We start from the raw sequence: 20,452 nt of genomic DNA, 5'->3' as shown, positions 1-20,452 counted from the left end.
GCGCAGCGCCAGAGGCGGCAAGACGCCGCGCCCGGCTCAGTTTTAGAAGTAGCGTAAGTCTAACGTAAAAGGAAACTCGATAGACGGCCGCGCCGGGGTGACTCGCAATTTTCCCGGGGTATGGTTCATGCGGAAGTAGCGCGCCAGACGGCGACTTTCCGCCTCGAAGGCATTGACCGGGAAGGTCTCGTAGTTGCGTCCGCCCGGATGCACCACGTGGTACTGGCAACCGCCCAGGCTGCGGCCATTCCAGGTATCGACCAGATCGAAGGTCAGCGGTGAATCCACCGGGATGGTCGGGTGCAGCGCCGACGGCGGCTGCCAGGCGCGGTAACGTATGCCCGAGACGAACTGTCCGACCGTGCCGGTGGGCTGCAACGGCACCGAGACACCATTGCAGGTCAGCACGTAGCGATCCGAGGCCATGCCGCTGACCTTGACCTGCAGGCGCTCCAGCGAGGAATCGACATAGCGCGCAGTACCGCCGCCGCTGTTCTCCTCGCCCAGCACGTGCCAGGGTTCCAGCGCCGTGCGCAATTCGATCTGCATGCCCTTGACGGCATAGTCGCCGATCTTGGGGCAACGGAATTCCATGTGCGGCGCGAACCACTCGGCGCGCATGGGATAGCCGGCCTCGTTCATGTCGGCCATCACATCGGCAAAGTCCTGTTCGATGAAATGCGGCAACAGGAAGCGGTCATGCAGCTCGGTTCCCCAGCGCACCAGGCGCGCCGGCTTGTACGGGTCCTTCCAGAAACGCGCCACCAGGCCGCGCAGCAGCAGTTGCTGGGTCAGGCTCATGCGCGCATGCGGCGGCATCTCGAAGGCGCGCAGCTCCAGCAGACCCAGGCGGCCGGTGGCACTGTCGGGGGAATACATCTTGTCGATGCAGAACTCGGCGCGGTGCGTATTGCCGGTGACGTCGATCAAGAGATTGCGCAACAGCCGGTCCACCAGCCAGGGGGGGCAATCCCCCTTGGCGACCTGCTTGTCCATCTCGGCAAAGGCCAGTTCGATTTCCACCGTCGAGTCGTTGCGCGCTTCGTCGATGCGCGGCGCCTGCGAGGTCGGACCGATGAACATGCCCGAGAACAGGTAGGACAGCGAGGGATGGTTGTGCCAGTAGGAAATCAGGCTGCGCAACAGGTCCGGCCGGCGCAGGAATGGCGAATCGCTGGTGGTGATGCCGCCCAGCACCATGTGGTTGCCGCCGCCGGTGCCGGAGTGATGGCCATCCAGCATGAACTTCTCGGTCGTCAGACGCGAGGCGCGGGCAGCGTCGTACAGGTGCGTGGTCTGCTCGACCAGTTCGCTCCAGTTGTTGGCCGGCTGGATGTTGACCTCGATCACGCCCGGGTCGGGGGTGACGCTGAACTTGCGCAGGCGTGGATCATTGGGCGGCTCGTAGCCTTCCAGCAGCACCGGCTGCTTCAGTTCCTCGGCCACGGCCTCGATGGCGGCCACGAGTTCAAGATAATGTTCCAGTTGCGACAGTGGCGGCATGAAGAGGTAGAGCACGCCATTGCGCACTTCCGCGCAAAGTGCAGTGCGGGTGATCCAGTTGGCCGACTCGAAGCTGGCCGGCGCCGCCTGGGTGGCAGTCGTTTCCCTACCGACGGTACCGGCAGTGCCGATCTTGCCCTCAGCGCCCCCGCCGATGGCCGCTCCCATACTGCTTGCCCTGTCAACGCGTCCACCTGGCTCCTGGGGGCTACCCAACTGACGACGGATCTCAGTATTGCTGGGCAAGGGTCGGAAGCTCTGGGCGGGATCGGCCGGATACACCGCCGGGTATTCCCCTTCCTTGACCCACGGCAGCGAATCCAGCGGCATGCGATAACCCAGCGGCGAATCGCCTGGATACAGATAGCAGCGCTCGCTGCGCAGGAACCACGCCCCGCTCTGCCAGCCGCGTCCATCATCGCGTCGCGCCAGCGGCAGTACATGCCCCACGGCGCTCTGCAGGCCCTGCGTGAAGACGCGCATCAGGCGTTCACGTTCCTGCTTGTCATCCACCCGCGAGTCGAAGGGGTCGACATTGCCCGGCAGGCGGCGCTCGCGCCACATGTAGTAGAACACGTCTTCGTAAGCGGGGAAGACGTTCTTGCCATCCACCTTCAGTCGCTGCGCCACGCGGTGCAGGAAGTGGCTGGTGACGATCTTGTCGGTCACGTTGGGCTTGGTCTCGTCACCGATCAGAGCCGGGTTCATCCAGATCGGCTCGCCATCGCGACGCCAGTAGCAATTGAGCGCCCAGCGCGGCAGTTGCTCACCGGGGTACCACTTGCCCTGGCCGAAGTGCGGCAGGCCCTGTGCCGCATACTTGTCGCGCATGCGGTGGTACAACTCGGCCGCCAGCGGCTTCTTGGTCGGCCCCATGGCGGCGGTATTCCATTCCGGCTCGTCCGGATGATCCAGCGAGACGAAGGTCGGCTCGCCGCCCATGGTCAGGCGCACGTCATTGGCCTGGAGGTCGGCGTCGATGGCATGACCCAGCTGTTCGATCGCGGCCCACTGCTCCTCGGTATAGGGCTTGGTCACACGCGGCGCTTCCCAGATGCGCTTGACCGACATCAGGTGTTCGAACTCCACTTCGCAGGGATCGACCAGGCCACTCACCGGCGCGGCCGACGCCGGCTCCGGCGTGCAGGACAAGGGGATGTGTCCTTCGCCGGCAAACAGGCCCGAGGTCGGGTCCAGCCCCACCCAGCCGGCACCCGGCAGGTAGACCTCGCACCAGGCGTGCAGGTCGGTGAAATCGGCCTCGGGGCCGGAAGGACCATCGAGCGACTTCTGGTCGGCCGTCAGCTGGATCAGGTAGCCGGAGACGAAACGCGCCGCCAGCCCCAGGTGGCGCAGCAACTGCACCAGCAGCCAGGACGAATCGCGGCAGGAGCCAGACTGCAGTTCCAGCGTTTCTTCCGGCGTCTGCACGCCCGGTTCCATGCGGATGGTGTAGCCGATGTGCGAAGCCAGCTTCTGGTTCAGCGCCACCAGGAAGTTGGCACTGCCCACCTTCTCGCGCGGAACACTGTCCAGGAATTTCTTGAACAGCGGCGACAGCGGCAGCTTCTGCCGGTACGGCATCAGTTCGTTCTGCAGGTCCTTGGCGTACTCGAAGGGGAATTGCTCGGCATACGGCTCAAGGAAGAAATCGAAAGGATTGATGACCGACATCTCGGCCACCAGATCGACTTCGATCTTGAATTCAGTGGTCTTCTCCGGGAACACCAGGCGTGCCAGGTAGTTTGATTCCGGGTCCTGCTGCCAGTTGATGAAATGCGGCTCGGGCAAAACCCGCAGCGAATAGCTCAGGATGCGCGTACGACTATGCGGAGCGGGACGCAAGCGGATGACTTGCGGTCCCAGGTTGATGGCACGGTCGTACTTGTAAGAGGTGACATGGTTCAGGGCCACGTGGATCGACATGGAATTCCTTTACGACAAGCAATGGTTCAAGCACAGGGCTTGGTTGTTGGCGACATGCAGTGACAGACGCAGAGCCCCGTCATGCATACCTTGTTTTTCTTACCGCCTGATTACTTTTCTGAAGACATCCTGAAGGCGACCTCGCTGTGAGTGTAAGTGAGACTGTAAGTGCCCGGCCTGCGACAACCTGGATTTCTGATCCGGAAAACCAGGTCTTCAACAAGACGGGACAGGCGCCGAAGGCTCACCTGTGATGCATATTAATGAAATCCCGCAGACGCGGATAGATTTCGTTTTCCCAGCGCCGGCCATTGAAGACGCCGTAATGCCCGACCGCCGTCTGAACATGGTGCATGCGCATATAGGGCCGGATGTTGCTGCACATTTCCTGTGCGGCCACGGTCTGGCCGACGGCGCAGATGTCGTCCTTCTCGCCTTCGATGGTGAACAGCGCGGTGCGGCGAATGGCACGTGGCTCCACCACACGCTCGCGATAGGTCAGCTTGCCCAGCGGCAGCGCATGTTCCTGGAAGACCGTGCGCACCGTTTCCAGGTAGAACTCGGCCGGCAGGTCGGACATGGCGAAGTACTCTTCGTAGAAATCCTTGATCTGCGCCGCCTGCGCCTCCTCGCCCTCGACCAGATGATGGTAGAGCTTGCGGAAGGCGTCGACGTGGCGGTTCAGGTTCATGTTCATGAACGCACCCAGCTGCACGAAGCCCGGATAGACGCGCCGCCCCGCACCCGCATGGCGTGCCGGCACGGTGCTGATCATGTTCTTCTCGAACCAGGCGATGGGCTTGCTCTTGGCCAGCGCATTGACGGCGGTCGGATTGACCCGGGTATCCAGCGGCCCCGCCATCAGGGTCATGGTGCGCGGCTGGGCCGGATGGTTTTCCTCGGCCATGACCGCTGCCGCAGTCAATGCCGCCACCGTGGGCTGGCACACCGCCAGGAGGTGGGCGCCCGGCCCCAGCTCGGTGAGGAACTGGATCACATGGGAAACGTATTCATCCAGGCCGAAAGGACCATGCTCCAGGGCGATGTCGCGTGCATTGCGCCAGTCGGTGATGTAGACGTCGTGGTCGCGCAGCAAGGTCTTGACGGTCCCGCGCAGCAGCGTGGCGAAGTGGCCCGACATGGGCGCCACCACTAGCACCTTGGGTTGATGGGCCGAAGTTTCCTTGCGGAAATGCAGCAGGCCACAGAAGGGCGTACCGGCGACTTCTTCCTCGTGCACCGCAATTGTGCGTCCACCGTCGACCACCTCGCCGATGGCGAAGGGTGGGCGGGCATGGGTCAGCTGCGTGCGCGCAAAGACCTCGCAGGCCGACGCCATCTTGCGCAGATAGGGCTGGGCCGGCACGCCGGGCCAGGTCATGCCCAGCATGGGCGCCATCATGCGGGCACAGGCCCGCAGTGGATCGGTGGCGTCGGCGTAGTTCTGGTAGAGCTGATAGGTATTGATCATGAAAACGCCGCCCTCGGGAGTGTCTCTTCTTGGTTTCCTTGACTGCCGCTCGCTGACCACGGGATGCAATTGTCGTGCCATTGCCGTGCCATCGATGGGCCGCAAACGCCGCCGTCCACCGCTTTTCCAGGCCCTGCACCGGCATTGATGGCCGCACGGAAACCCCGCGGTCGGGCAGGCGGGCATTTCCCGCGAGCTGGCACAAGCTTTGCAAGCAATCCCCTCGCATGCCGGTGACCGGCCTGTGCCTTTCCTGACGCGCAGACAGGAAGGGCTGATCAAGATGATGAAGATGACACCGCCGCTCACGCGGCAGCGTGCCCAAAGTCAACCTGCACAAAACAGAAAAAGGACTGACATGCCTAAGACGACTTTGCGCATCACCAGCAAGAACTACTCCTCGTGGTCCCTGCGCGGCTGGCTCATGGCCAGGTTCGCAGGGCTCTCCTTCGAGGAAGACATCGTGCCGCCGGACGACCCGTCGGCACGGGCAGAGATCCTGCTCCTGTCTTCCTCCATCCTGGTACCCAGCCTCCACCATGGCGATGTACTGGTATGGGATACGCTGGCCATTGCCGAATATCTCAACGAAATCCGCCCCGGCGCCAAGCTGCTGCCCTCCGACCTGGCCGCCCGCGCCCATTGCCGCTCGGTCTGCGGCGAAATGCATTCCGGCTTCTCGGCCCTGCGCGCAGCGCTGCCGATGAATCTGAAGGGACACTTCCCCAACTTCAAGGTGTGGTCGCGCGCGGAAGCCGACATCGTGCGCATCACCACCATCTGGAAGGAATGCCTGGCCAAGTACGGCGGGCCTTTCCTGTTCGGCGAACAACGCACCATGGCCGATGCCATGTATGCCCCGGTGGTCACGCGCTTCATGACCTATGACGTCAAACTCGATCCCGTCTGCACCGCCTATGCCAAGCGCATCATGGCCATGCCGGAGATGCAGGAATGGATCACCGCCGCCAAGAAGGAGCCGGAGGATATCGACGAGCTCGACGTGGAATTCTAGGGCGCCGCATTGAAGAGGATCGCGCCCGTTTTTTGTCGCAGGCCCATTGCGGGAGACCGCAGAAAGGATGGATGTGATGAATACCGTAGCTGATGCAAGCGTACTGGCGCAAAACACCTTCTCGCATGTGAGCGAGGGCGACACGCCCTATGAAACGGGCGGACTGCGCGACTTCTTCCTCTACCGCGACCTGGGTATCGCCGCAGCCACCGGCGGCCAGGTGGTAGCGCAGCTGGTCAAGGCCAACATGGCGCCCGAGACCGGCACCGGATGGCATCGGCACGAGGCCAACTTCCACATCGTCATCATGCTCAAGGGCTGGGCGCGCTTCATGTACGACACCGAGGTCACGCTGGTCAAGGCCGGCGACTGCGTGCACCAGCGACCGGGCATCGTGCACTTCCTGTTCGACTATTCACCGGACATGGAGTACCTGGAAATCGTCAGTCCGGCCGACTTCAAGACCATCGACATGCCGGCGCCCTGCGAGGTACCCGCACCCACTCCATGGAACAACTGAAGCCAATGCGGGTCTGCAGGACATGGCTGCAGGCCCGCGCATGAGAGGAGCAAAAGCGTGCAATTTTCCACTGTCAAAAATTTCAGGGCTCTGTTAGTCTTTCTTCGTGCACGCCCCCTCTGGCGTGCCGCTGCAGTCCCCTAGGGTCATTGCTTCACGCTGCAATCCCGCTGGTGTTTTGCCGTACCCACCGCCTCTGTTTTCGTTACAACCTACTTAGAAAGATTCCCGCTCCCCACGGGAACGCGAAGCAAACCTATGGCACATTTTTTTGATGAGATGTATTCAGGAGGCTCCGGCAGCGAAGATCGTGAAGTGCGTCAGCACTATGCAGAATTCGCCAGCTGGCTTTCCGCGCAATCGCCGGAAATCATCGCCCGCAAACGTGCCGAATCCGACCTGATCTTCCGCCGCGTCGGTATTACCTTCGCCGTCTATGGAAACGATGCCGGCACCGAACGCCTGATCCCCTTCGACATCATCCCGCGCATCATCCACAAGGCTGAATGGGCCAAGCTGGAAGCCGGGCTGGTTCAGCGCGTCAAGGCGCTCAACATGTTCATCCACGACATCTACCACGAGCAGAAGATCGTCAAGGCCGGCATCATCCCGCCCGAGCAGATCTTCCAGAACGCCCAGTACCGGCGCGAGATGCAGGATGTGAACGTGGTCAACGACATCTACGCACACATCGCCGGGGTCGACATCGTGCGCGCCGGCGAGGGTGAGTTCTACGTGCTGGAAGACAATCTGCGCGTGCCTTCCGGCGTGTCCTACATGCTGGAAAACCGCAAGATGATGATGCGGCTCTTCCCCGATCTCTTCAAGCGCCACAAGATCGCGCCGGTCGATCACTATCCCGACCTGCTGCTGGACAATCTGCGCTCGGTGGCCCCTGCCGGCGTGACCGATCCGACGGTGGTGGTGATGACCCCGGGCATGTACAACTCGGCCTACTTCGAGCATGCCTTCCTGGCCCAGCAGATGGGCGTGGAACTGGTCGAAGGCCAGGACCTGTTCGTCAAGGACAACGTGGTCTACATGCGCACCACGCGCGGCCCCAAGCGGGTCGACGTGATCTACCGCCGCATCGACGACGACTTCCTCGATCCGCTGGCCTTCCGTCCCGATTCGGCGCTGGGCGTACCGGGACTGCTGCAGGCCTATCGCGCCGGCAAGGTCACATTGACCAATGCCATCGGTACCGGCGTGGCCGACGACAAGTCGATCTATCCCTACGTGCCGGACATGGTGCGTTTCTACCTTTCCGAAGAACCCATCCTCAACAACGTGCCGACCTACCAGTGCCGCAAGAAGGAGGACCTCTCCTACACGCTGGCCAACCTGGAAAAGCTGGTGGTCAAGGAAGTCCACGGCGCCGGCGGCTACGGCATGCTGGTCGGCCCGGCCTCGACCAGGCAGGAGATCGAGGACTTCCGCGCCCGCATCATCGCCAAGCCTGACGGCTACATCGCCCAGCCCACGCTGGCCCTCTCCGTCTGCCCGACCTATGTGGAGTCCGGCATCGCGCCGCGCCACCTGGACCTGCGCCCGTTCGTGCTGTCGGGCAAGCAGATCACGATGGTCAAGGGCGGCTTGACGCGCGTGGCCTTGAAGGAAGGCTCGCTGGTGGTGAACTCGTCGCAGGGCGGCGGCACCAAGGACACCTGGATTCTGGAGAAATAACGATGTTGAGCCGCACCGCCGATCACCTCTTCTGGATGGCCCGCTACACCGAGCGCGCCGAGAACACCGCCCGCATGCTCGATGTGCATGTACAGACCGCGCTGCTGCCGCAATCGACCGACGACGCCGAGCAGGGCTGGCGCGCCGTGCTGGGCATCTCGGAACTGCTCTACGGCTACAACCAGAAATACGACAAGCTCACGCAGAAGGACGTCATCGACTTCATGGTGCGCGATCCCAACAACCCGTCGTCGATCGCCTCCTGCCTGCGCCAGGCCCGCGAGAATGCGCGTGCCGTGCGCGGCGCGCTGACCACGGAAGCCTGGGAAATCCAGAACGCCACCTGGATCAAGATGCAGTCCTACCTGCAGACCAATGCGCTGGAGCAGAACCCCAGCGATTTCTTCGAGTGGGTCAAGCATCGCTCGCACCTTTCACGGGGCGTGACCATCGGCACCATGCTGGAGGATGAGGCCTTCCACTTCATCCGCCTGGGGACCTTCCTGGAACGTGCCGACAACACCGCGCGCATCATCGACGTCAAGTTCCACGGCGCCAAGGAAGCGCAGTCGCAGAAGCAGAACGGCCAATCGCAATCCCAATCGCAGTCCCAATCACAGAGCCAGGCCGCACGCGACGAAGCCGGGCAACTGGACTTCTACTACTGGGCCGCGATCCTGCGTTCGGTGTCCGGCTTCGAGATCTACCGCAAGGTCTATCGCGACGTCATCACCCCCGAGCGCGTGGCCGAACTGCTGATCCTGCGCGCCGACATGCCGCGCTCGCTGCTGGCCTGCATGGGCAATGTGATCTCCAACCTGCACCATGTGCGCAACGATGTCTCGGCCGACACCGAGCGCTTCGCCGGCAAGCTCCATGCCGACCTGAAGTTCGCCCGCATCGAGGAAATCCTGGAAGCCGGTCTGCACGACACGCTGACCGAATTCCTGGAACGCATCTTCGAGCTGGGCAATCGCATCAGCCGCGATTTTCTTGTTCCTTTGGCAGCGTAAGTGGCCCCGGCTGTGCTCTGCAGCATGAGAAAGGAGCACAGCCGCTGTCATCTTTTCCGGAAACAGGCCGTTACTGTAGGTACGTCACGACAGATGCCCCCGGTGCGCAAGCTCTGGCGCCGGGCCTTACGGTAAAATCCGGCTTTACGTTTCCAAGTACCAAGATTCCATCATGACCTACTGCGTAGCCATGCGCCTCAACAGCGGCCTGGTGTTCCTGTCCGATTCTCGTACCAATGCGGGTGTCGATCATATCGGCACCTTCCGCAAGATGAGTGTTTACGAGAATCCGGGCGACCGCGTCATGGTCTTGATGACCGCCGGCAACCTGTCGATTTCGCAATCCATCCGCCAGATGCTGACCGAGCGCACCAATGCCGAGGGCCGCAGTATCTGGACCGCGACCTCCATGTACGAAGCAGCCCAGATCCTGGGCGACGCCATCCGCGCCGTACATGACCGCGAAGCGGCCGAGCTCAACAAGTTCGGCATCGACTTCAACGTCAGCATCATCTTCGGCGGCCAGATCCGCGGCGAGCGCTGCCGCCTGTTCCAGATGTACTCGGCCGGCAACTTCATCGAGTCGCACGACGAGAACACCTATTTCCAGATCGGTGAATCCAAGTACGGCAAGCCCATCATCGATCGCGTGGTGACTCCGCAGACCTCGCTGGACGAAGCCGCCAAGTGTGCGTTGATCTCCATGGATTCCACGCTGAAGTCCAACATCTCGGTGGGCCTGCCGCTGGATCTGCTGGTCTATGAGAGCGAAGACCTGGCCGTGACCCGTTTCGTCACCATCGACGAGCAGAACCAGTATTTCCAGATGATCCGCCGCAGCTGGGGTTCGCAGTTGCGACGCGTCTTCGAGGCCATCGACGACCCGGTCTGGGATGCCCTGCCGGAAGACACGCTCAATGTGCTCTCGACCGCCTCCGACATCAGCGAACCGGTGCGCGTGCCGCCGCCCAATGGCATGGCCCGCGGCGTACAGACGGGGCCGCGACAGATCCTGGCAGAGCAGGATGGGGATGTGGGACAGGCGGGCTGAGGGTACGCCCCCCGAATTTCCTTGAAGAAACTTGTTCTCGTGTTTCTTGAAACACGACGAACACTCGACTATTGCCGGATTGCCAACTACCGTTCGTCCTGAGTAGCGGCGTTGCCGCGTATCGAAGGCGCGCCCCGGATTGTCGCAACAGGCTGCCGTATATTGGCCGGAGCGCCTTCGATACGGCCCTGTGGGCCTACTCAGTCCGAACGGGTGAAGTTGTTTCAAGGGCGAGCCTAGTTCGGGCTTCTCGCGGATCACCTCTACTGCCTGGAATGGCCGACATAGAAAAGGCTGCATTCAATTCAATGAATGCAGCCTTTTGTCTTTATAAATCGTTAAAACGATTTATATCGCTGATTGATTACATCGGTCAGCGATCACACCATTCAACGCACGATGGTCTGCGCTTCACCCTCGGCGCGGGCGCGGATGGTACCGATGCGGTAGACGGTCTCGCCCGCAGCCTTCAGGTGGGCTTCGGCGGCATCCGCGTTTTCCTTGGAGACGATCACGGTCATGCCGATGCCGCAGTTGAAGACGCGGTGCATTTCTGCATCGGCCACGCCACCATGCTGCTGCAGCCAGGTGAACAGCGGCGGCATGGTCCAGGACTTGGCATCCAGTTCGGCGGTCAGGTGGTCCTGCAGTACGCGCGGGATGTTCTCGACCAGGCCGCCACCGGTGATGTGGACCATGCCCTTGACTTCCAGCTTTTCCATCAGCGACAGCAGCGGCTTGACGTAGATGCGGGTCGGGGCCATCAGCACGTCGGCCAGCTTGCGGCCGTGGAAGTCGGCTTCCAGGTCCGGCTTGGCCACGTCCAGGATCTTGCGCACCAGCGAGTAGCCGTTGGAGTGCGCGCCCGAGGAAGCCAGGCCCAGCACCACGTCGCCCGGAGCGATCTTGGTGCCGTCGATGATCTTGGATTTTTCCACCGCGCCGACGGCAAAGCCGGCCAGGTCGTATTCACCGTCCGGGTACATGCTGGGCATTTCGGCAGTTTCACCACCGATCAGGGCGCAACCGGCCTGTTCGCAGCCAGCGGCGATACCCTTGATCACATCGGTGGCCGAAGGCACGTCCAGCTTGCCGCAGGCAAAGTAATCCAGGAAGAACAGCGGCTCGGCGCCCTGTACCAGGATGTCGTTGACGCTCATGGCCACCAGGTCGATACCGACCGTATCGTGACGATTCAGGTGGAAGGCCAGCTTCAGCTTGGTACCCACGCCGTCGGTCCCGGACACCAGCACCGGCTCCTTGAACTTCTTGCTGATCTCGAACAGGGCGCCGAAACCGCCAATGCCGCCCAGCACGCCTTCGCGGGTAGTGCGCTTGGCGAAAGGCTTGATCGCTTCGACCAGGGCGTCACCGGCATCGATATCGACGCCAGCGTCACGGTAGGAGAGGGAGACATTGGAAGGTGAAGTCATGATGAAATATTGCCAGTGAAGACGGTAAAATAGGGGATTCAGGGTGGAGAATGCCCTGCCAAAGCGTGATTTTAACAAAACCGACACTCCCGAACTCCGAATCCATGCCTTTTTCTTTGTCCGAAGAGCAAAAACAAAACCTGGCGTGGCTGATTGTCGGCATTTTGCTATTGTCCCTGCTGGTGGCGCTGGGGCCGATGCTGTCCCCTTTCGTCGCTGCCGGCATCCTCGGCTATGCACTCAACCCGGGCGTGGACTGGATCGCCAGCCGCCGGCTGGGCCCGGTGCGGGTGCCGCGCTTCGTGGGCGTGACCATCATGGTGTTGCTGCTGATCCTGGCCGGCCTGGCGCTGGTGCTGATCGTGGTGCCGCTGGTGCTGCGCCAGATCCCGTTGCTGCAGGCCCAGGTGCCGCCGCTGCTGGACAAGCTGAACGCCTTCCTCTCGCCGCGGCTGCACCAGCTGGGCATCGACGTGCGCCTGGACATGGCCGGCATCAAGGCCCTGCTCACGCAGCAGATCAGCACCAGCGGCGACGAGCTGTGGAGTTCGGTGCTGGCCTCGGCCCGGGTGGGCGGCACGGCGTTGCTGGCGTGGCTGGCCAACCTGCTGTTCGTGCCGATGGTGTTGTTCTACCTGTTGCAGGACTGGCATCCCTTCCTCAAGCGGGTGCAGATCATGATTCCACGCCGCTGGGCCGGTCGCGTCAATACCATGGCGGCCGAGGTCGATGGCCTGCTGGGACAGTATCTGCGCGGACAATTGCTGGTGATGCTGGTGCTGGCAGTCTATTATTCGGTTGCGCTCACGGTGGCAGGCTTCGACAGCGCGCTGCCGGTGGGCGTGTTGACCGGCTTGCTGGTATTCATCCCCTACGTCGGTTTCGGCCTGGGGCTGGTGCTGGCGATCCTGGCGGCGATCCTGCAGTTCGATGGTGCCATCGGCCTGCTGTGGGTGGCCCTGATTTATGGCGTGGGACAGGTGCTGGAAAGCTTCATCCTCACGCCCAAGCTGGTGGGCGAGCGTATCGGCCTGCATCCGCTGGTCGTGATTTTCGCCCTGCTGGCCTTTGGCCAGCTGTTCGGCTTCGTCGGCGTGCTGCTGGCGCTGCCGGCCTCGGCCATTGTCTCGGTGATCGCCATGCATGTGCGGCGCGAGTACCTGGCCAGCAATTTTTACAACCGCTAGATAGAGTGTCCATGTCTTATCACAGCCTCCATGCAGGACCGGGAAGCTGCGCAGTGTCCGGCGCCGCGCGCCGACCTGCATTAACTTGCCGCAGCACAACTGCGGCACCCGTAGCTGATACACGCCGATGAAACAGATTCCGCTCGATTTGAGCGCGGACCAGCCACAAAGCTTCGACAGCTTCGTAACCGGCCGCAACGCAGAACTGCTGGAGCGCTTGAAGCTGCTGGCCTCTGCCGGCGTGGGCAAATCCACCCATACCGGCAGTGCCAGCACCGATCGCTTCATCTATCTCTGGGCCGAAGCCGGGGCCGGCAAGAGCCACCTGCTGCACGCCCTGGCCACCAAGGCCGGCCAGGAAGGCAATCATGCCCGCCTGATCCACGCCGACTCGCCCGAGTCGGCCTTCGAATACAGCCCCCGCACCAGTCATTACCTGCTCGACGACGTGGACCAGTTGTTCGAGGAGCAGCAGATCGCTGCCTTCAACCTGTTCAACCAGATCCGCGAACAGGGCGGCTGCATGGTCTGCAGCGGTACCTTGCCCCCTACCCGCCTGGAGTTGCGCGAAGACCTGCGCACCCGGTTGGGCTGGGGCCTGATCTATCAGGTCCATGATCTCTCGGATGATGAGAAGATCGCCGCCCTGCTGCAGATCACGCTGGACCGCGGCCTGGAAATCCCCCCGGCCGTGATGATGTACATGCTCACCCACTACCGGCGCGACATGCCTTCGCTGTCGCGCATGCTCGACGCGCTGGACCGCTACTCGCTGGCCACCAAGCGCGCCATCACCCTCCCCTTGCTACGCGAACTGTTACAACAGGAATCCGGAGAACAATGAACCTCGCCCTTTTCGATCTCGACCATACCCTGCTGCCGCTCGACTCCGACCACGAGTGGGGCGAATTCATGGCGCGCATCGGCGCCGTGGATGCCGACAGCTTCCGGAAAGCCAATGACGAATGGTTCGCCCATTACCAGAACGGCACGCTGGACCCGGTGGCCTACCTGGAGTTCGCGCTGGGCAACCTGTCGCGCATCCCGCGCCAGCAACTCGACGAGATGCACCAGCAGTTCATGGAAGAAGTGGTCAAGCCGGCCATCCTGCCGCAAGCCGTGGCCCTGGTGAAGAAGCACCTGGACGCCGGCGACCTGGTGGCCATCGTCACCGCCACCAACCATTTCGTGACCAAGCCCATCGCCTCGCATTTCGGCGTGGAGCACCTCATCGCCGCCCTGCCGGAGCTGGACGCCCTGGGCAACCTCACCGGCAAGCTGCGCGGCACGCCGACCTTCGGCCCGGGCAAGATCGTCCATACCGAAGCCTGGCTGGACCAATTGGGCCACACCCTGGACAAGTTCGAGCGCAGCTATTTCTATAGCGATTCGCAGAACGACATCCCCCTGCTGGAACGCGTCACCGACCCCATCGCCACCAACCCCAACGACAAGCTGCTGGCGCATGCACAGTCCCGTGGCTGGCCGGTACTGAACCTCTTCGCCGACGGCCACGTGCAATGATCAAGAAACTGATTCGCTCCATCCTGGGCCGCGGCAAGGCTGCTGCAGCCGCAGAGAGCGCCGAACCGGTCAAAAAATCGCGGGCCAAGGCCGGCACTGCAGGCGGCAAGATCGAACCCGACGTGCTCGGCCCCAAGCAGCATGGTATCGACCCAGCGCTGGTCTCGCCCAATGCGGTGCGCGTGACGCAGACCCTGCAGGATGCCGGCTACAAGGCCTTCATCGTCGGCGGTGCAGTGCGCGACCTGCTGCTGGGCATCAAGCCCAAGGACTTCGACGTCGCCACCAACGCCACCCCGGAACAGGTCAAGCAACTGTTCCGGCGCGCCTTCATCATCGGCCGCCGTTTTCAGATCGTCCATGTCATGTTCGGTCAGGAACTGATCGAGGTCACCACCTTCCGTGGCGCCTCGGCCGAAGCTGCGCCCAAGGATGAACATGGCCGCGTGCTGCGCGACAACACCTTCGGCGAACAACATGAAGACGCAACCCGACGCGACTTCACCATCAACGCCATGTACTACGATCCGGCCAGCCAGACGGTGCTGGATTATCACGGTGGCATCGCCGACATCCGCGACAAGAAGCTGCGCATCATCGGCGAGCCGGAAGCGCGCTATCGCGAAGACCCGGTGCGCATGCTGCGCGTGGTGCGCTTCGCGGCCAAGCTCAAGTTCAGCATCGACCCGGCCAGCAGCGCCCCCATCCGCGTGATGGCACCGCTGATCGACAACGTGCCGGCCGCGCGCGTGTTCGACGAAATGCTGAAGCTGCTGATGAGCGGCCATGCCCTGGCCTGCCTGCAGCAATTGCGCAAGGAAGGCCTGCACCATGGCCTGCTGCCGCTGCTGGATGTGGTGCTGGAACAGCCCCTGGGCGAAAAATTCGTCAGCCTGGCGCTGGCCAATACCGACGCCCGCGTCAAGGAAGGCAAGGGCGTCTCTCCGGGCTTCCTGTTCGCCTCGCTGCTATGGCATCAGGTACTGGAGAAATGGCGCGCCTACCAGGCTGCCGGCGAATACCCGATTCCTGCACTGCACCTGGCCGCTGACGATGTGCTGGATGCCCAGACCGAAAAACTGGCCCTGCAGCGCAAGATCGCCTCGGACATGCGTGACATCTGGGCCATGCAGCCACGCTTCGAGCGCCGTGTCGGCAAGGCTCCCTACAAGCTGCTGGAACACCTGCGCCTGCGCGCCGGTTTCGACTTCCTGCTGCTGCGCTGCCAATCCGGTGAACTCGATGCCGAACTGGGCGAATGGTGGGAAGCCTTCATCGCCGGCAACGCTGCGGAACGCGAAGAACTGATCGCCCGCAAGCCGGCCGATACTGCCAGCGGCAGTGCCGGCGCCGGCCCCAAGAAGCGCAAACGCCGCGGTGGCCGCAGCCGCAGCAAGTCCGTCGGCGACAGCGGCGGCAATGATGGCGGTGACGAACAGCAGGCCGCGCCGGCAGAAGTGGCCGACGCGCCAGCCAGGAAGCCTGCCGCGACGCCCGCCGAGGCAGTTGGCGAAGCAGGCAGTGAAGGCGGCAGCGCCGAAGCGCCCAAGCGCCGTCGTCGCCGCAGCCGCACCAGCACCGGCGGCGCAGGCCCCGATGCAGCACCCACCGGCGACGACCAGTAAGCAGGCATGAACCGGCCCGAGACCCTGGCCTGGATCGGCATTGGCGGCAATCTGGGCGACGCCCGGGCCACGGTCGAGCAGGCCATCGCGCGGCTCACAGGATTGCCGCAGTCACGCCTAATGCACAGCTCCTCGCTGTATCGCACCGCCCCCATCGACTCCAGCGGCGACGACTATGTCAATGCCGTGGTGCTGGTCAGCACGACCCTGCCCGCACTGGAGCTGCTGCACGCCTTGCAGGCGATCGAACTGCAGCACGGGCGCGAGCGGCCCTATCGCAACGCGCCGCGCACGCTCGATCTGGATGTACTGATGTATGGAAATGCCAGCATCGCCAGCGCGGAACTGACCGTTCCCCATCCGCGTATGGCACAGCGCGCCTTCGTCCTGGCGCCGATGCTGGAAATCGATGAAAAGGTGGAAATTCCCGGACTGGGACCGGCCCGCCCGTTTCTGGATGCCATCACGGATCAGCCGGTCAGCAGGCTGTGACCCCTCCCCTGCGGCCTTGTCCGTCGCCTACGCGACCCCACCCGTAGCCGCCCCGCGTCCCAGCGGTCGCAACTCGTGCAGGCGGCGGTGATGTCCCTTCAGCCACAGCGACAACTCATTGGCCGGCATGGGCTTGCCGATCAGGTAGCCCTGCCCCAGGCTGCAACCGAAATCCTGCAGCAGGCGCCAGTCTTCCATGGTCTCCACACCTTCGGCGACGGTCACCAGTTCCAGGCGCTGCGCCATGTCCAGCGCGGATTGCAGGATCACGCGCAAGTTCTTGCGTTCATGCGCACCATGCACGAAGGAACGGTCGATCTTCAGTTCCGTGAAAGGGATGCGGGCCAGTTGCTGCATCGATGAGAAGCCGGTGCCGTAATCGTCAATCGACAGGCCGAAGCCCTTGAGCCGCAAACGCGCCAGCATGCCCAGGGAATTTCCCTTGTGCGCGACCACCGAGCTTTCGGTGATTTCCAGCACTACGTTCTCGGCCGGCAAGGCATGCTTGTCCACCAGTTCCAGGATGCGGTGCAGGAAGTCGGGTTGCTCCAGCGACAGCGGCGACAGGTTCACCGCCACCTTGATCGCCAGCCCCCGGCTATGCCACACCGCCGCCTGCGCCATGGCCTGGTCCATCATGCTGATGGTCAGGTCGTGGATCAGGCCGCACTGCTCGGCCAGGGGAATGAAACGGTCCGGTGGCACCATGCCGCGTTCCGGATGAATCCAGCGCGCCAGTGCCTCGACGCCCTTGAGGATGCCCGTCTGCACATCCACCTTGGGCTGGAAGTAAGGCAGCACCTGCCCACCCTCGAGTGCCACGCCCAGGTCGGTTTCGCACATCGAGGGCAAGGGATCGTCATGCGCATGCGCATCGCCGCCATGACGCCGGAAGCCTTGCAGCGCGGCGCGCAACTGGCCGAGATTGAGTGGTTTCTGCAGGACGCCGATCAGGTTCATGCCCAGCGCATGGATCATGGTTTCCACCGACAGCAGCAAGGAAGTCTCGCGACTGGAGGCCACGATCAGCGGAATATCGATGCCCTTCTGCTGCAATTGCTGGATCAGTTCTATGCCATCCATGCCCGGCATTTCCAGATCGATCACCACCAGCCCGGGAGGCAGCTTGAGCAGCGCCAGCAGATCCAGCGCTTCGTTGCCGTTACCGGCCTCGTAGATCAGATCGACGCCCAGCTCCTGCAGCAGCGACACGCTATGGCCGCGCTGCAGGGCGCTGTCGTCGACGACCAGCGCGGATTCGATCAGCTCATTGAGATTCTCTAGAGGCATATTTTTCGATCACGGCAGAGATATTGTCGAGCGGGAGGACATCACCGACGCCCCCCATGTGTATCGCTTCTTTCGGCATGCCGAAGACCACACTGCTGGCCTCGTCCTGAGCGTAGGTCGCGGCGCCGCAATCGGCCATCTCCCGCATTCCCCGCGCTCCGTCGTCCCCCATGCCTGTCATGATGATGCCTACTGCATTGCTGCCGGCGGCCTTCGCCAGCGAGCGGAACAGCACGTCCACCGATGGCTTGTGCCGGCTCACCAGCGGCCCTTCCAATGTTTCCACATAGTACTGCAGGCCATCGCGCCGCACGACCAGATGCTTGCCGCCCGGCGCGATCAATACGCGTCCGGGCAGGATCACGTCGAGATGCTCGGCTTCCTTGACCTCGGCTCCCGAGAGACGATGCAACCGCTCGGCGAAGCTGCGCGTGAAACGCTGCGGCATGTGCTGCACCACCACGATGCCGGGACAACGCTGGTCCAGTCGGCCCAGCACCCTCTCCAACGCCTGCGGTCCGCCGGTGGAAGCACCGATGGCGACGATGCGCGCCGTCGGTGGACGGTAGCCGTCTTCCGGCCCTGGCGGGTTCAGTACGGCATCGGCGGTGTAGCGCTGCAAGCCCGAGGTCCAACCCGCATCATGCAGTATTTCGCGCGATGCTGCTTTGACCGGGCGCAGCCTGGACAGCTGCGGCACGGACCGTGTCGGCGCCGGGGTGGCTACGCCGCCATTGCGGCTACCGGGTCCGGCCTGCATCGCGGTGCGGATGGCGCTGGCCAGTTCGACCACGGCCTCCTGCAGGAACTCGCGCACACCCAGTTGCGGCCTGGCAATGACGCTCACCGCGCCGGCCGCCAGTGCTTCGGCCGCGACGTGGCTGCTGTCGCCGGCCCGCGCGCTGCACATGATGACCGGCGTGGGTCGGGTGGCCATGATCTGGCGCAGGAAGGTGATGCCATCCATGCGCGGCATTTCGATATCCAGCAGGATCACGTCCGGCCACTCCTGATGCATCTTGCGCAAGGCAAACACCGGATCGGGCGCCGTGCCGATCACACGGATGTCGGCAGTCTGCGCCAGCAGTTGTTGCATCAACTGCCGTACCACCGAAGAGTCATCGATGACCATGACCCGGATTGCCGGCGGCGCATTCATTGCGGCCTGCGGTAGATGGAGGGTGAATGCATCAGCAGGTCCAGCTCCATGCCGTGCAGGGATTCCGAATGCCCGACCACCAGATAACCGCCTGGGCGCAAGCGCGCAATCACGTCGCGCAATACCTTGAGCTTGGTCTCGCAATCGAAATAGATGATCACGTTGCGCAGGAAGATCAGGTCATACATGCCATCGTCATGGGCATGCAGTGCGGTCAGGTTGCGCTGGGCAAACTCGACCTTGGTGCGCAGGTCGGCCTGCACCAGGAACTGGCCCTCGTATTCCCCGGTGCCGAGCAGGCAATAGCGGCGCAGGTAAGGGCGCGGAATGTTCTGGCCGCGGGCCATCGGATACAGGGCGCGACGGGCGAAACGCAGCACCCGCGTGCTGATGTCGGAGCCGAATACCGACCACGATGCCGGGGGACGGTGATGGTCCAGCAGCATGGCCAGGGTATAGGCCTCTTCCCCGGTGGAACTGGCGGCGCTCCAGATGCGCAGGGTCTTGCGTTCGCTCCACAGCGGCAACAGTTCGTCGGCCAGGAAATCGAAATGACCCTGCTCGCGGAAGAAGTAGGTCTCGTTGGTGGTGATGAGGTCGATGGCGCGCTGCCGCTCCTGGCCACCCTGCTCACTGCTGATGAGGGCATAGTACTGGCCCAGCTCGCGCAGGCCCAGCTCGTGCACGCGGTTGCTCAGGCGGCTTTGCAGCAGGGCCTTCTTCGATAGCGGCAGGTGCAGGCCGATATGCTTCTTGAACAACTGCTGGAACAGCTGCATGTCGTGATCGCTGACCTCGTCGTCCAGTTGCAGACCCAGGCCTGTGCTGCCGCCCAGGTGGGGGTGGGTGATGCCGCCGGAACCGCCGATGCTGGCCATGGCCGCTACTCCCGCGTGGCCTGGACCGACAGCACCGGCACGCCGCCCAGGGCGTCGTCGGCGCTCATGCCCAGCAGGCTGGCCAGCTCATCGACCGACAACACGCGCTGCACGTCCAGCACCACCACGAAACGCTCGCTGACGTTGATCATGCCTTCGATGAAATCGGCCCGGATGCCGGCGCCAAAGGAGGGCCGTGGTTCGATGTGGTCCACGCCGATGCTCAGCACTGCGCTGACCGCGTCGACCATCACGCCCAGCAGCAGCATCTGCTCGTCCTGCACCAGTTCCATGATGATGATGCAGGTGCGCTTGGCTTCGACGGTGGGCGGGCGACCGAAACGCACCGACAGGTCGATCACCGGCACCACCGAGCCGCGCAGGTTGATCACCCCGCGCAGGAATTCGGGCATCAACGGCACTTCGGTCAGACCACCGAATTCGATGATCTCGCGGATGTTGACGATGGGCATGGCAAAGCATTCCGCACCGACCAGGAAGGTCAGGAACTGGCGGGTCTCGATGACTTCTTCCTGTTGCCGCTTGCGGGCCGATTCGCCGTTCAACGATACGCTGGGCATGGCCTGCTCTCCTGGCTGTGCCGGCGGGGGCCGGATCGGTCTACTGCGCGCCGTATGGGCGCTGACGTGAGGGTGGATGCAATCTTGCTCATGGCTTG

General features: G+C 63.0%; 17 protein-coding genes. 10 read left to right on the top strand and 7 right to left on the bottom strand.

The genetic code is table 11. The annotated features are described in order from the left end of the window. Positions 1 to 42 precede the first annotated feature (42 nt). Complete coding sequence (locus tag HWE04_RS01555; protein WP_006461767.1) at positions 43 to 3,429, bottom strand: transglutaminase family protein; 3,387 nt, start codon at positions 3,427 to 3,429, stop codon at positions 43 to 45. A 244-nt stretch (positions 3,430 to 3,673) separates the two neighbouring features. After that, positions 3,674 to 4,900 (bottom strand): polyhydroxyalkanoate depolymerase, encoded by a 1,227-nt coding sequence (locus HWE04_RS01550; RefSeq protein ID WP_182993765.1) that lies wholly within the window; start codon positions 4,898 to 4,900, stop codon positions 3,674 to 3,676. A gap of 358 nt (positions 4,901 to 5,258) precedes the next feature. Between HWE04_RS01550 and HWE04_RS01545 the strand changes: the two genes are divergently transcribed. From HWE04_RS01545 to HWE04_RS01525, 5 genes are all read left to right on the top strand, one after another. Then, complete coding sequence (locus HWE04_RS01545; protein ID WP_006461769.1) at positions 5,259 to 5,915, top strand: glutathione S-transferase family protein; 657 nt, start codon at positions 5,259 to 5,261, stop codon at positions 5,913 to 5,915. A 76-nt stretch (positions 5,916 to 5,991) separates the two neighbouring features. Beyond that, on the top strand, positions 5,992 to 6,435 hold the full coding sequence (locus HWE04_RS01540) for a cupin domain-containing protein (RefSeq protein ID WP_006461770.1): 444 nt from the start codon (positions 5,992 to 5,994) through the stop codon (positions 6,433 to 6,435). A 258-nt stretch (positions 6,436 to 6,693) separates the two neighbouring features. Continuing rightward, complete coding sequence (locus tag HWE04_RS01535; RefSeq protein WP_006461771.1) at positions 6,694 to 8,121, top strand: circularly permuted type 2 ATP-grasp protein; 1,428 nt, start codon at positions 6,694 to 6,696, stop codon at positions 8,119 to 8,121. 2 nt (positions 8,122 to 8,123) lie between these two features. After that, positions 8,124 to 9,134 (top strand): alpha-E domain-containing protein, encoded by a 1,011-nt coding sequence (locus HWE04_RS01530; RefSeq protein ID WP_077237419.1) that lies wholly within the window; start codon positions 8,124 to 8,126, stop codon positions 9,132 to 9,134. Between the two features lie 172 nt (positions 9,135 to 9,306). After that, positions 9,307 to 10,185, top strand: a complete 879-nt coding sequence (locus HWE04_RS01525; protein ID WP_006461773.1) for a hypothetical protein — start codon at positions 9,307 to 9,309, stop codon at positions 10,183 to 10,185. 389 nt (positions 10,186 to 10,574) lie between these two features. Here HWE04_RS01525 and purM read toward each other — a convergent pair whose 3' ends face one another. Next, positions 10,575 to 11,618: a phosphoribosylformylglycinamidine cyclo-ligase gene (purM, locus tag HWE04_RS01520; RefSeq protein WP_006461774.1), complete on the bottom strand. Its 1,044-nt coding sequence runs from the start codon at positions 11,616 to 11,618 to the stop codon at positions 10,575 to 10,577. Positions 11,619 to 11,722: 104 nt separating this feature from the next. On the opposite strand from purM, the gene HWE04_RS01515 reads away from it, so the two are divergent. The 5 genes from HWE04_RS01515 (at position 11,723) to folK (ending at position 16,446) form a co-directional block, all read left to right on the top strand. Then, a complete protein-coding gene (locus HWE04_RS01515; RefSeq protein WP_077237421.1) occupies positions 11,723 to 12,805 on the top strand; it encodes an AI-2E family transporter in 1,083 nt (360 codons plus the stop codon). A 127-nt stretch (positions 12,806 to 12,932) separates the two neighbouring features. Then, entirely contained in the window at positions 12,933 to 13,649 is a 717-nt protein-coding gene (hda, locus tag HWE04_RS01510; RefSeq protein WP_006461776.1) for a DnaA regulatory inactivator Hda, read from the top strand. After that, the gene (locus HWE04_RS01505) at positions 13,646 to 14,329 is read left to right on the top strand and encodes a histidinol-phosphatase (RefSeq protein ID WP_006461777.1); all 684 of its coding nucleotides are present in this window, start codon (positions 13,646 to 13,648) and stop codon (positions 14,327 to 14,329) included. The genes hda and HWE04_RS01505 overlap by 4 nt, the downstream gene beginning before the upstream one ends. Continuing rightward, entirely contained in the window at positions 14,326 to 15,954 is a 1,629-nt protein-coding gene (gene pcnB / locus HWE04_RS01500; protein WP_241811284.1) for a polynucleotide adenylyltransferase PcnB, read from the top strand. The genes HWE04_RS01505 and pcnB overlap by 4 nt, the downstream gene beginning before the upstream one ends. A 6-nt stretch (positions 15,955 to 15,960) precedes the next feature. Further along, entirely contained in the window at positions 15,961 to 16,446 is a 486-nt protein-coding gene (gene folK / locus HWE04_RS01495) for a 2-amino-4-hydroxy-6-hydroxymethyldihydropteridine diphosphokinase (RefSeq protein WP_241811283.1), read from the top strand. Between the two features lie 27 nt (positions 16,447 to 16,473). Here the strand turns inward: folK and HWE04_RS01490 are convergent, their stop codons facing one another. The 4 genes from HWE04_RS01490 to HWE04_RS01475 are packed head-to-tail and all read right to left on the bottom strand — an operon-like array spanning position 16,474 to position 20,354. Beyond that, complete coding sequence (locus HWE04_RS01490; RefSeq protein WP_241811282.1) at positions 16,474 to 17,736, bottom strand: EAL domain-containing response regulator; 1,263 nt, start codon at positions 17,734 to 17,736, stop codon at positions 16,474 to 16,476. Then, positions 17,714 to 18,895, bottom strand: coding sequence for a protein-glutamate methylesterase/protein-glutamine glutaminase (locus tag HWE04_RS01485; RefSeq protein ID WP_241811281.1), 1,182 nt, complete (start codon positions 18,893 to 18,895; stop codon positions 17,714 to 17,716). Before HWE04_RS01485 ends, HWE04_RS01490 begins: the two co-directional genes overlap by 23 nt. Further along, positions 18,892 to 19,773, bottom strand: coding sequence for a CheR family methyltransferase (locus tag HWE04_RS01480; protein ID WP_241811280.1), 882 nt, complete (start codon positions 19,771 to 19,773; stop codon positions 18,892 to 18,894). The genes HWE04_RS01485 and HWE04_RS01480 overlap by 4 nt, the downstream gene beginning before the upstream one ends. 5 nt (positions 19,774 to 19,778) lie before the next feature. Beyond that, the gene (locus HWE04_RS01475; protein WP_077237428.1) at positions 19,779 to 20,354 is read right to left on the bottom strand and encodes a chemotaxis protein CheW; all 576 of its coding nucleotides are present in this window, start codon (positions 20,352 to 20,354) and stop codon (positions 19,779 to 19,781) included. Positions 20,355 to 20,452 lie beyond the last annotated feature (98 nt).

The sequence above is a fragment of the Herbaspirillum sp. C7C2 genome (assembly GCF_022627865.1).
In the GTDB taxonomy this organism is placed as follows: domain Bacteria; phylum Pseudomonadota; class Gammaproteobacteria; order Burkholderiales; family Burkholderiaceae_D; genus Herbaspirillum; species Herbaspirillum frisingense.
This window is presented reverse-complemented; position numbering and strand designations above follow the sequence as displayed.